At 58.9% G+C, this 12,592-nt stretch carries 9 protein-coding genes; 2 read left to right on the top strand and 7 right to left on the bottom strand.

The annotated features are described in order from the left end of the window. Positions 1-13: 13 nt before the first annotated feature. Positions 14-1,141 carry a tRNA guanosine(34) transglycosylase Tgt gene (tgt, locus tag BJ885_RS00670; protein ID WP_003859110.1) on the bottom strand — a complete coding sequence of 376 codons (1,128 nt, stop codon included), beginning with the start codon at positions 1,139-1,141 and terminating at the stop codon, positions 14-16. 53 nt (positions 1,142-1,194) lie between these two features. Further along, entirely contained in the window at positions 1,195-2,265 is a 1,071-nt protein-coding gene (gene queA, locus BJ885_RS00665) for a tRNA preQ1(34) S-adenosylmethionine ribosyltransferase-isomerase QueA (RefSeq protein WP_121930966.1), read from the bottom strand. A 92-nt stretch (positions 2,266-2,357) separates the two neighbouring features. On the opposite strand from queA, the gene acpH reads away from it, so the two are divergent. Together acpH and BJ885_RS00655 are read left to right on the top strand one after the other, a co-directional pair. Further along, a complete protein-coding gene (gene acpH, locus BJ885_RS00660; protein WP_033144757.1) occupies positions 2,358-2,939 on the top strand; it encodes an ACP phosphodiesterase in 582 nt (193 codons plus the stop codon). Between the two features lie 127 nt (positions 2,940-3,066). After that, positions 3,067-3,669, top strand: a complete 603-nt coding sequence (locus BJ885_RS00655) for a peroxiredoxin (RefSeq protein ID WP_014168840.1) — start codon at positions 3,067-3,069, stop codon at positions 3,667-3,669. A 43-nt stretch (positions 3,670-3,712) separates the two neighbouring features. Here the strand turns inward: BJ885_RS00655 and BJ885_RS00650 are convergent, their stop codons facing one another. The 5 genes from BJ885_RS00650 to brnQ all read right to left on the bottom strand — a co-directional run bounded on the left by BJ885_RS00650 (position 3,713) and on the right by brnQ (position 12,530). Then, positions 3,713-5,098, bottom strand: coding sequence for a DUF3999 domain-containing protein (locus BJ885_RS00650; protein ID WP_121930965.1), 1,386 nt, complete (start codon positions 5,096-5,098; stop codon positions 3,713-3,715). Then, positions 5,095-7,710 carry a DUF2339 domain-containing protein gene (locus tag BJ885_RS00645; protein ID WP_121930964.1) on the bottom strand — a complete coding sequence of 872 codons (2,616 nt, stop codon included), beginning with the start codon at positions 7,708-7,710 and terminating at the stop codon, positions 5,095-5,097. The genes BJ885_RS00650 and BJ885_RS00645 overlap by 4 nt, the downstream gene beginning before the upstream one ends. Before the next feature lie 88 nt (positions 7,711-7,798). Continuing rightward, entirely contained in the window at positions 7,799-9,616 is a 1,818-nt protein-coding gene (gene malZ / locus BJ885_RS00640) for a maltodextrin glucosidase (RefSeq protein WP_121930963.1), read from the bottom strand. Positions 9,617-9,755: 139 nt separating this feature from the next. Beyond that, on the bottom strand, positions 9,756-11,129 hold the full coding sequence (gene proY, locus BJ885_RS00635; RefSeq protein ID WP_063429228.1) for a proline-specific permease ProY: 1,374 nt from the start codon (positions 11,127-11,129) through the stop codon (positions 9,756-9,758). Positions 11,130-11,210: 81 nt separating this feature from the next. Next, positions 11,211-12,530 carry a branched-chain amino acid transporter carrier protein BrnQ gene (gene brnQ / locus BJ885_RS00630; RefSeq protein WP_023310545.1) on the bottom strand — a complete coding sequence of 440 codons (1,320 nt, stop codon included), beginning with the start codon at positions 12,528-12,530 and terminating at the stop codon, positions 11,211-11,213. Between the last annotated feature and the right edge of the window lie 62 nt (positions 12,531-12,592).

Below are 12,592 nucleotides of genomic sequence, written 5' to 3'. Positions count from 1 at the left end.
CTCATTATTAAAATTAATCAACGTTCAACGGTGGAACATCCCGCCCCTGACGTTGGTAGAAATCGGTCACGAAGCTCTCTAATTTACCCTCTTCGATAGCCTTACGTAAACCAGCCATTAAGCGCTGATAATAACGAAGATTATGAATGGTATTGAGACGCGCGCCCAAAATCTCGTTGCAACGATCGAGATGATGCAGATACGCGCGAGAATAATTGCGACAGGTATAGCAATCGCACTCGGAATCGAGCGGGCTGGTGTCACTCTTATGCTTCGCGTTACGGATTTTCACCACGCCATCGGTAACGAACAAATGGCCGTTACGCGCGTTGCGGGTTGGCATGACGCAGTCGAACATATCAATGCCGCGGCGTACGCCTTCAACCAGATCTTCTGGTTTACCCACGCCCATCAGGTATCGTGGTTTATCCGCCGGGATTTGCGGGCAGACATGCTCCAGAATGCGGTGCATGTCTTCCTTCGGCTCACCCACAGCCAAACCGCCGACAGCGTAGCCATCAAAACCTATCTCTACCAGACCTTTAACAGAGATATCGCGTAAATCTTCGTAAACGCTGCCCTGGATAATGCCGAACAGCGCATTTTTGTTCTGCAGGGAATCAAAACGGTCACGGCTACGCTTCGCCCAGCGCAGAGACATCTCCATGGAGCGTTTTGCGTAATCCCAGTCGGCCGGATACGGCGTACATTCGTCGAAGATCATCACGATGTCAGAGCCGAGATCGTACTGAATCTCCATCGATTTTTCGGGATCGAGGAAAATCGGATCGCCGTTGATCGGGTTACGGAAGTGTACGCCCTGCTCGGTGATCTTGCGGATATCGCCCAGGCTGAAGACCTGGAAGCCGCCGGAGTCGGTCAGGATTGGGCCTTTCCACTGCATAAAATCGTGCAGGTCGCCGTGGAGCTTCATGATCTCCTGACCCGGACGCAGCCACAGGTGGAAGGTGTTGCCGAGAATAATCTGCGCGCCAGTGGCTTCTACTTCTTCCGGCGTCATCCCTTTTACGGTGCCGTACGTGCCCACAGGCATAAACGCGGGGGTTTCCACCACGCCGCGATCAAACACCAGGCGACCGCGACGCGCGCGGCCATCGGTGGTATCGAGTTCAAATTTCATTTTTTCTCCGACGTCAGAAAAACAGTCCAACGTTGTAAAACGGTGCCGCGGACTTATTCCCCGACACGCTCATTCAAAGCCAGCGGATTGTACGTGATAAACATCGCGTCCCCGTAGCTAAAAAAGCGATATTTTTGTTCTACCGCAGACTTGTAGGCTGCCATCGTATGCTGATAACCGGCAAATGCCGACACCAGCATAATCAGCGTTGATTCAGGCAGATGGAAGTTGGTCACCAGCGCATCAATCACTTTGTACTGATAGCCCGGGTAGATAAAGATCTGCGTATCGCCAAAGAACGGCTCGATAAGATTGCTCTTCGCGGCCTGCGCGGCGCTCTCGAGTGAGCGCACGGACGTTGTACCGACCGCCACGACGCGGCTACCGCGCCCTTTCGCCGCCAGCACCGCGTCCACCACATCCTGAGGCACTTCGGCATACTCAGAGTGCATGGTGTGATCTTCAATGCTGTCCACGCGCACCGGCTGGAAGGTTCCCGCGCCGACGTGCAGCGTCACGAACGCCATCTCCACGCCCTTCGCGCGCAGTTTCTCCAGCAGCGGCTCATCAAAATGCAGGCCCGCGGTCGGCGCAGCGACGGCGCCTGGCTTCTGGCTGTAGACGGTCTGGTACAGCTCGCGGTCGGCCTCTTCGTCCGGACGCTCAATATACGGCGGCAGCGGCATGTGGCCGATGCCGTTCAGGATATCGAGCACCGTGCGTTCGTCATCGAACGCCACCTCGAACAGCGCATCGTGGCGCGCGGTCATGGTCGCTTTGATGCTCTCATCATCGCCCAGCAGCAGCTCAGCGCCCGGCTTCGGCGCTTTGGAGGCGCGAATATGTGCCAGAATACGTTTATCATCGAGCATACGTTCGACCAGCACTTCAATCTTGCCGCCGCTGGCTTTACGGCCAAACAGGCGCGCCGGGATCACGCGGGTATTGTTAAAGACCAGCAGATCGCCAGGGTTGAGCTTGTCGAGCAAATCGGTGAAAGTACCGTGCGTCAGCTCGCCCGTTGGCCCATCCAGTGACAGTAAGCGACAGCTGCTGCGCTCAGGCATGGGATAGTGAGCAATCAGGGATTCAGGTAGTTCAAAGGAGAAATCGGCGACGCGCATGACGTATACTCGTGACTTAAAAACAGGCGGCATAGTCTAGTGCTCACACCCTTTTGCTGCAACAACTAGCCGCCCCCGGACAAATAAAACGCATGAATTTTCTCGCTCACCTGCATCTCGCTCACCTCGCTGACAGCTCCCTGTCCGGCAATTTGCTGGCCGATTTCGTACGCGGCAACCCCGCTGAGGACTATTCCCCTGAGGTTGTCGACGGGATTTTTATGCACCGCCGCATCGACGTGCTGACGGATAAGCTGCCGGAAGTGACGGAAGCCAAAGCGTGGTTTCGCCCTGAAACGCGCCGCGTTGCGCCGATCACGCTCGACGTGATGTGGGATCACTTTCTGTCGCGCCACTGGGAACAGCTGTCGCCGGAGATGCCCTTGCCGGCGTTTGTGCACTATGCCCACCAGCAGGTGTCGATCATTCTGCCCGACTCGCCGCCGCGCTTTGTGAATCTGAATAACTATCTGTGGTCGGAACGCTGGCTGGAGCGCTATCGCGAGATGGATTTCATCCAGAATGTGCTGAACGGGATGGCAAGCCGCCGACCGCGACTGGATGCGCTGCGCGACTCCTGGTATGACCTGGATGAACATTACGATGCGCTGGAAGCGCGTTTTTGGCAGTTTTACCCGCGGATGATGGTGCAGGCGAAAAACAAACAGCTCTGACAGAATTCACATTGATAGGTAAAAGCTGGCGGAACGATTGTCACCACCTCTTTGTCTTATCCATGAACACTCTCTATACTGGCTCGCGTTGCGTTCCAAATAACCTTAGTATCTACAGGAGAATCATATGGTTCTGGTAACTCGTCCGGCTCCGGATTTTACAGCTGCAGCAGTTCTGGGCAACGGTGAAATCGTTGAAAACTTCAACTTCAAACAGCACACCAACGGTAAAGCGACCGTTCTGTTCTTCTGGCCAATGGACTTCACTTTCGTTTGCCCGTCTGAGCTGATCGCATTCGACAAACGTTATGAAGAATTCCAGAAGCGTGGCGTGGAAGTTGTTGGCGTCTCCTTCGACTCTGAATTTGTACACAACGCATGGCGTAACACCCCTGTCGACAAAGGCGGCATCGGTGCGGTGAAATACGCAATGGTTGCGGACATCAAACGCGAAATCCAGCAGGCTTACGGTATCGAACATCCGGACGCTGGCGTTGCGCTGCGTGGTTCCTTCCTGATCGACGCTAACGGCATCGTTCGTCACCAGGTTGTGAACGATCTGCCGCTGGGTCGTAACATCGACGAAATGCTGCGCATGGTTGACGCGCTGCAGTTCCACGAAGAGCACGGCGAAGTGTGCCCGGCTCAGTGGGAAAAAGGTAAAGAAGGCATGAACGCGTCTCCAGACGGCGTGGCTAAATACCTGTCTGAGAACGTATCCAGCCTGTAATCGGCACGGTTTACGAAAAAGGCCCGCTTATGCGGGCCTTTTTTTATGCCTTACGCTGCGTCTCTCGCCAGATGCGCCAGGCCATGCCCGCCAGCAGAATCACCCCCGCAATCAGCACGCCCCATACCAGAAGCGTGTTCATCCTGCTCTCCCGCTCGGCCGCAGAGGTGGCGGTCAGACGCCCCTCGCCGCCTAACGCGACATCAGCCTGAATATCGGCCTGCGGCAGGTTCGCCATATCATAGGTCTTGCGCAGGTCGGCCGGGATCAGCATGCCGGGCTCTACGCTGGCAGGCTTTGCGGCGCCGTTGCCCCAGGCGAGCACGTACGGCGCCTTCCCCTGCGCGTTGAACACCAGATCGTAGCGGTCGCGATGTCCCGTGACGCTCGGCAGGTATTCTGGCAGACGCGCATTCAGCGTCGTGATTTTCACGGCCTGCACCAGCCCCCCGTGAAGCGAAACCGGTGGCGACGCTTTTCCCTCAAGACGGTAAAGGACCTCTTTCTTCAGAGGATGCCATGCGTCTTTTTCCGAACTCCGCCACGCGATCTCCACGGGAAGGACGCCATCGCCATTCAGTGAGATGCTGACAGCACTCAGCGGCTGCGGGCGCGCCCAGTGCCACTGTGCTTCGCTTGTCGATAGCTGCTCCCCTTCCCCCTCAAGGTCGATAGCTTCCGGGGCCGCCTGGGCAGGTGCGCTGATTGCGTTTACGCCTGTCAAGGTTATCCCCTGGCTCTGCGCGTTCAGCACCACCATGAGATAGCGATTCGCATCGGGAGATAAAACGGTATCGGTATCGATCCGATCGAGCTTAAGACGATCCTGGCCGCTGACGACGTCCAGCAAGGGCATATCCTCACGCAGGGTATACCAGCGCTTAAGATCCTCGCTGTAATAGACCGACGCCGTTCCCTGCCACGGCGTCTGAGGGGTATTCCAGAGCAGCTGCAGCTGGGATATAGCGATCTCGCCCGTCGCCTGTTCCGGCAGGGTCAGCAGATAATGTTGCCCGGCTGCGGCGGCTTTTTGCCCCTCCAGCACAATCTCAACGCCGTTTCCGGAACGAAGCAGGATCTTATCGCTATCACCGGATCCTTGCGAAGCCGCAAGCGGCGAGGCGTCCAGCGGGAAGAGGCGCAGCGCGGTGGATTGCGCTGGCGTCTGCGGACGCGTCGCGCTGACAAGGCTGAAGGGAACCGGCTCGCCCGACTGGTTAAAGACGCGGACATCATGCAGATCCGATGACGTGCTTTGCTCATAGACGGCGAGCGGCAGCATCACCCGATACCACTGGGAGGGAACAGACGTATCGAGTGAAAGACCAAAAGCATAGTCCCGGGGCGATTCCGTTTGTTCCTCGTCGCAAAACGCCGGGCCGGAAAGCGCCAGAAGCGCGGTACAGGCTACCGCTTTCATCCATTTCATTTTTCATCTCCTGTTTTGGGCGGTAGCGGTGAGAAATACCCCACGATCAGAACCAGTATCGCCACGCCGATAAACGCCACCGCGCGCGACAAACCGCCTCCGCCCGCGCTGTCCACCAGCATCAGTTTAACCATCACCACGCCCAGCAGCGCGGCACCGCAGAGCCACTCCTGCCGGGAAGCCCGACGGGTGGCATGGATCATGACCACCAGCGCGCTCAGCATCCAGAACAGGGCAAAACTGGTCTGGATAAGCCGCGAATCCCACAGCGATGCCATATTCCAGGCCACGTCGCCGTACCAGGCCAGGGCGCGCATCAGCGCACCGTTAAGCCACCAGAAGCCAAACGCCATCATCGCGACGGCAGGCCACGGTCGGGCCTGCGAGAGCCACGCCGGGTAGTAGCGATCCACCGCCCGATAAAAGACGACCAGCCCCAGCAGCGCGAACGCCGCGCCTTCCTCAAGCGGGTTTACCAGCGGCAGCCAGGTCTGACGATAGACCACGCCGTCCTGGAAATTGGTCACCACCAGCAATACCAGCAGCGCCACGACCGCGGGGATCGGTGCCAGGCAGGCGTAGAGCGCAGGCCACTCCTGGAACGGCCACCCGCGACGCCGTACGGCTGCAGAGAGCGCTATAATCACCCCGCCGCCTGCTGCCATCGCTACTCCGCTGCCCCAGGCCGCCATGCCCCACGGCAACGACCGGGCAAACCAGTAAAGCTCAGCGGCCAGCGCCAGCAAAATCATCCAGAACAGCGACAAATGCAGCCCCATCGCGATGCGCGGCAGGAGTCTTTCACCGTCGCGCCGCAACAGCATCAGCGCGGCAGGAAGCGCAACGCACCAGGCGAGATTTGACCAGCCGGCGGCAACGATCTGCTGGTGCCAAAGCTGATAACCCACCATCAGCAGCATAACCGGCCACAGCAGCCATTTGCTGGCATCCAGCTCCTGCCACGCCAGACGCGCAGCCACCTGCCGCCAGCCCCAGACCGATGCCGCCGTCAGCGCCAGCACGCCCGCCAGAATCGGTAATTCCTGCGTCAGCACCAGCCGCGACGCGCCCAATAGCGCCACGAGCCAGAACAGCAGCCCGCCAGCCAGCAGCGCCCGGCTGACCGGCAGGAAGAGAGTACGCCACAGCCAGGCCGCAGCCAGCCAGCAAAGGCTGAGGATGGTGAAGATCAGCAGCAGGCTCAGCGACGTAACGCCGTTTGTCTGCGCCCACAGCGCGCTGCCGAGCGCCAGCACCAGCAGCGCCGTCCCGCTATAGCTCATGCGACGCTGGTGCTGCTGCACGCCCAGCCAGAGGATACCCAACCCTTCCAGCGCCCAGGCCATCGCCGTCCAGCGTGCCGACAGCGCCAGCGGAATGGCGAGCGTGGCAAATCCGCCGCCGATTGCCAGCGCCGCCATGACCAGAGGTCGCCCGATAGAGGGATAGCGCCGCAGCGCAAGGAACGCGAGGGCCAGATAAAATGCGCCGTAGCCCAGCGCGCTCATCGCCGGGCCATATTCCCAGTGCCGGGTCATGCCGTACTGCATCCCGAAACCGATCAGCGGCGGGGCAAACAGCAGCACACCGTCGATAATCTGCTTCCCTTTCTCCTGCACCCGCAGCGACAGCGCCACGCTCAGGACGCCGAATATCAACGTATTGGCAATCAGGAACAGCTGGCAGACCCAATAGTCTTCTGGCTGGTAGTCGTTCAGCCCCCACAGGCCGCCCACGCCGAACGTAAACAGCAGACCGAGCAGGTTCAGCTCGCGCCAGTGCTGCCAGATGCTGATAGCGAGAATGCCGATGGAAAGCAGGAGATAGAAAGAGAACAGCGCCACAAAGCTACCGCCCCCGGTAGACAAGAGCAGCGGCGCAAGATACCCGCCGAGGCTCGCCAGCATGGCCAGGCTCAGCGCCTTCTGCAGCACCGCCAGCCCGACGCTAGCCGCGCAAATCACCACCAGCAGCGCAAAGGCCAGCGTCATCGGCAGCATTTGCCAGAGCCGGAATGCGCCAAACACCGTCAGGTAGAGCACGCCGGTCGCCCCGCCCTGGAGGATCAGCGCATAGACACGCTGCTTTTGCCGCAGCCGCCACCCGACCGCCAGCAGGACGATGGCAAACAGCGCCGTTGCCACGAGGCGCAGCTCAAGCGGGAACAGGGAATGTTCCACGGTATAGCGCAGCAGGAATGAAAGACCGAGGAAGAGAAGCAGGATCCCAAGCTTCGCCAGCGGGTTACCCTGCATAAACCAGCGCACCAGCGACGTCAGTATGCCGCCAAAGGCAGAAGGCTGTTTTGCAGCAGGCGCCACGGCCGGGGCGGGATCTGCCACGGCAGCGGGAGTATCGGGGCGCCAGGGGTCGACAGGCGCGGGAGCGTCCTTAACCGCAGGCGCGGTCACAGCCACCGGCGCGGTGGCCTGCACCGGCTCCGGCGCGCTTTCAGGTACGCCGCGCTGCTCAAGCGCCTCAATGCGCTGGCGTAGCCGGGCGATCTCCTGTCGAGCCGCCGTACTTCGGTTAAAGCCGATAACCGCAAGCACGGGTGCCACCACCAGCGCAAATACCAGGAACAAACAGCCAAGGATGTAAAGCTCGTCCATGTTTCCACCTTCACCGTAAACGATCCGTTAAGATTGACACAAATAGTTGCATTTGCGCCATCTTAAAAGGTGGAAACATTAGCAGGTCTTAGCTGCCGAACCAGATCGTCGCGGATACCGCAGGCAGCGCCAGCACGCCGTCCTGTATCGTTGCCTTACCCTCTTTATTCTTCCACGTAGCCACCTTCAGCAGCGGTGAATCATCCAGCACCACTTCGCAGGCTTCGCCCCGGTTAATCGCCACCAGCACGCGCTGCTGGTTATAGACGCGAGCAAATACCACCACGTTATCGTGGGCATACACCACCTGACAGCCGCCGTAGCGCAGGGCGAGACTCTGCTTGCGCAGCTTTGCCAGCCGCTGATACAGGCTGAACAGCACCTTGTCCTGCTCCTCTGGCTCCCACGGGAAGGTTTTGCGGCAGAACGGATCGTTGTTGCCGTCCAGCCCCACTTCGTCGCCATAATAGATGCACGGCACGCCCGGCCAGGTGAAAAGCCAGGTCACCGCCAGCGGCAGACGCGCCGCATCCTTGCCGAGCAGGGATTTAAAGCGGGCGGTATCGTGGCTATCGAGCTGGTTGAACATCCGCAGCTGCTGCTGATGGGACAGACCGGCGCGATAGTTCTCCATCCACGCCATGCAGGTTTCAGCGTCGATATGATTCGGATCGTAGGAGATGTCGGTGTTAGCGAGGAATCCCCACAGCGGGAAGGTAAAGCCGCGATAGTTCATCGCCGCATCTTCCGCATCGTTCTGCAGCCACTGGCGCGCGTCGCCAAAGTGCTCGCCAAAGACGAACGCCTCCGGCTGGGCCGCTTTCGCCGAGCGCGTAATCCCGGCGACGTGCTGAAGGTTATTCCGCGCCCCGCCCACTTCACCCAGCATATGCACCACGTCCAGCCGCCAGCCGTCCATGTTCCACGGCGCCTTCAGCCAGTGACGGACGATGCTGTCTTCGCCGCCGTAGATTTCATTCACGAGCGTTGGCGACTGGAAATCCAGCTTCGGCAGGCTCGGGTAGCCCAGCCAGTCCAGCGCGCGGCCCTCCTCGTTAAAGCTGTACCAGTCGCGCTGCGGCGAGTCCGGGTTATGACATGCCCCGCCCATCGACTGGTTATGGCGGTCAAACCAGGCGTGCGAATCTCCGCTGTGGTTGAACACGCCGTCCAGAATCAGGCGTATGCCTTCGTTTTGGGTGTTCTTGCGCAGGCGCAGCAGCGCCTCGTCACCGCCAAACTGCGCGTCAACGTGGCGATAATCTTCGGTATCGTATTTGTGCACGCTCGGGGCTTTAAATACCGGGTTGAGATACAGCGCCGTCACGCCGAGCTTTTTCAGGTACGGCAGCTTTTCGCTGATGCCGTCGAGATCGCCGCCGTAAAACGTCGAGCCGCCAGCCTGCGCGGTTAAGGGCTCGTCCCACGCTTTCAGAATAATGTCGTGGCCCGCCGCATGGTGGTGATAGATCTTATCCTGGTCGGCGGTGCGTTTTTCGCTGCGCGCAAAACGGTCCGGGAAAATCTGGTAAAACACCTGCTCGTTAACCCACTGCGGGCCGTTATCCGGGTAATCGACCGCGAACTGCTCCAGCCGTGCGGGCGGGAAACGGCTAAACCCCTGAGGGGTAAACCACAGCTGGCGGTTATTCCACAAAAGCTTAAAGCTGTAGCGACGGCGCGGCTGCCCGCTGCTCAGGTCGATATTCGCCCGCCACGCCGTGATCCCCGGCTGCGGCTGGCTGCGCAGCTTGTGCATTTTCAGCCCGGTCTCTTCGTTATCTATTTCGGCGCGGAGCGTCACGCGTTCAGGCTGATTTTCCCCCGCCAGCCAGAGCGTAATCACAAGGTTGTCTTTGTTTTGCTTAACAAATGGGGCAACCGGAAGGTGCCAGGCGTTTAACATCACGAATCCCCTTTGATGAAATTGACGTCACCTTGCCACAGGGTGGTTAAGGATAGCTCATCACGTTCGGGATTATTGGGGGAGGAGAAAGGAGGAGGAGGCAAAATTCCCTCTCCCACAGGGAGAGGGAATAAAAATGTTACTGCGCTTCCGCCAGCTGACGGTCGCGGCGGCATTTGAACATCCATCCCACCAGCAGCAGGACGATCCACGCGCAGCCCACGTACAGGGAAATGCGGGTATCAGGATGGTAGCCAATCAGGCCAATGATAAACACCAGGAAGATCAGCCCGACGACGGTCGTCGCAACGCCGCCCGGAACTTTGAACTTCAGCGCTTTTGCCTCATCCGGCGACAGACGACGACGGAACGCAATCTGCGACAGCAGGATCATGATCCACACCCACACCGTCGCGAAGGTCGCCAGCGATGCGATCACCAGGAAGACGTTCTCCGGCATGATGTAGTTCAGGTAAACCGAGAACAGCAGCGCTACGGTCATGACCACTACCGTCACCCACGGCGTGCCGCGGCGTGAGGTTTTGGCGAACACCTTCGGCGCGCTGCCCTGCTCCGCCATGCCATGGAGCATACGGCCCACGCCAAAGACGTCACTGTTAATCGCGGAGAGCGACGCGGTGAGCACCACAAAGTTCAGAATGCTGGCCGCAAACGCAATGCCCATATGCTGGAAGGTCAGAACAAACGGGCTACCGTTGGTGCCGACCTGATTCCACGGGTAGATGGACATAATCACGAACAGCGTACCCACGTAGAACACCAGAATACGCATCGGCACCGAGTTGATGGCGCGCGGAATGGACTTCTCAGGATCTTTCGCTTCCCCGGCGGTGATACCGATAATCTCGATACCGCCGTAGGCGAACATCACCATCTGCAGCGACATGACCATTCCGAGCCAGCCGTTGCTGAAGAAGCCGCCGTTGCTCCAGAGGTTGTGAATACCGGTCGGCTGCCCGCCGTTGCCGATTCCCCAGATGATGATGCCGAAACCGGCCACGATCATGATGATAATGGTGGCGACCTTGAAGAAGGAGAACCAGAACTCCAGCTCGCCGAACACCTTCACGCTCATCAGGTTGACGGCGCAAATGATCAGCACCACGCTCAGCACCCATATCCAGTGCGGCACCGCTGGGAACCAGACGCCCATATAGATGCCAAACGCGGTCACGTCGGCAATCGCCACAATCAGGATTTCAAAGCAGTAGGTCCAGCCGGTGATAAACCCGGCCAGCGGGCCGAGGTTTTCCTGCGCGTAGCGGGAGAAGGAGCTGGCGGACGGGTTGTGAACCGACATTTCGCCGAGGGCGCGCATGATGATATACGCCGCCACGCCGCCGATGATGTACGCCAGCAGAACGCTGGGACCGGCCATTTTGATGGCATCTGCCGAGCCATAAAAAAGACCGGTGCCGATAGCAGAGCCCAGCGCCATAAAGCGGATGTGGCGCGTGCTCAATCCACGTTTAAGTTTGTTAGTGCTTTCCATTTAAATCTTGCCATTCAACACGAAAAAAACAAAAAACCACGGGGCCTTAAGCCCCGTGGTTAAACAGTTTGTTGCCGTTGATTAATGAGCGTTCGATGCGACCTGACGCCCTGCAGCACGGTCCCAGATAATCGCCAGAACCAGTGCAACAACGGTAGGCATCAGCCAGGCCAGCCCCTGCTCGGACAGCGGCAGACGCTGTGTCCATGCCGGCAGTATGTGCGCGAAAGCTGATGCTTTAATCCCGTCAAGGATACCAAAAATCAGGCTGATAAACATGGCTGGCGCAATAATTCGTGAAGAGTTGTTCCACCACGGGCGAGTAAAGCTCAGCACCACCAGCACAATACACGGCGGATAAATCGCCGTCAGCACCGGAATCGAGACCTGAATCAGGTGGCTCAGACCGAGGTTTGACACCGCCATAGAGAAGATACCGAGGATAAACACCAGGGTGCGGTAAGAGAGCGGCAGATACTGCGCAAAGAACTCTGCGCAGGCGCAGGTCAGGCCAACCGCCGTCACCAGACACGCCAGGAAAATCAGCGCTGCCAGCAGCATACTGCCCGCACCGCCGAAGGTGTGCTGAACGTAGGCGTGCAGGATAGCCGCACCGTTGGCATTCTGCTCAACCAGCATGGCGCTATCGGAACCCAGACGGAACAGCGCCAGATACAACAGCGTCAGCCCCACGCCGGCCATCAGGCCAGCCCAGATGGTATAGCGGGTCAGCAGACGCGCTTCGGTCACACCGCGGGAACGCGCGGCGTTAACGATAACGATACCAAACACCATCGCGCCCAGCGTATCCATCGTCAGATAGCCGTTCACAAAGCCGTTAGAGAACGCGGCGTTTTTATAGGCGTCCATCGCGTCGCTAATCGGGCCCGCTGGCCAGACGATGGCCGCAACCGCCAGAACAATCAGCGCCACAATTTTCAGCGGAGCCAGGAAGTTACCCACGGTATCCAGCAGTTTGCCCGGATAGAGGGAAACCAGAATCACGATCGCAAAGTAGATCAGGCTGTAGATAAACAGCGGCATCGCACCGTCACCGGTCAGGGGAGCAATACCCACTTCGAAGGACACGGTTGCCGTACGCGGGGTCGCAAACAGCGGGCCAACGGCGAGATAGCAGACGGTTGCCAGCAGAACGCCCGCCACTTTGCCAATCGGGGTGCTGAGGCTATCCACGCCGCCGCCGACTTTCGCCAGCGCGACAACGGTCAGAACCGGCAGACCCACGGCAGTAATCAGGAAACCAAACGCGGCGGTCCAGACGTGTTCACCCGCCTGAAGGCCAACCATTGGAGGGAAAATGATGTTGCCTGCGCCAACGAACAGCGCAAATGTCATAAAGCCCAGCGCGATGATGTCACGCGATTTTAAGTGATGGGTCATAAAACCTTACTGCCTGTGGATGTGGTGTTGAAAATATTGAGATTTTCGATATCCCAGACGGG

Source organism: Enterobacter sp. WP_7_1, from assembly GCF_003688535.1.
Taxonomy (GTDB): Bacteria; Pseudomonadota; Gammaproteobacteria; order Enterobacterales; family Enterobacteriaceae; genus Enterobacter; species Enterobacter asburiae.
This window is presented reverse-complemented; position numbering and strand designations above follow the sequence as displayed.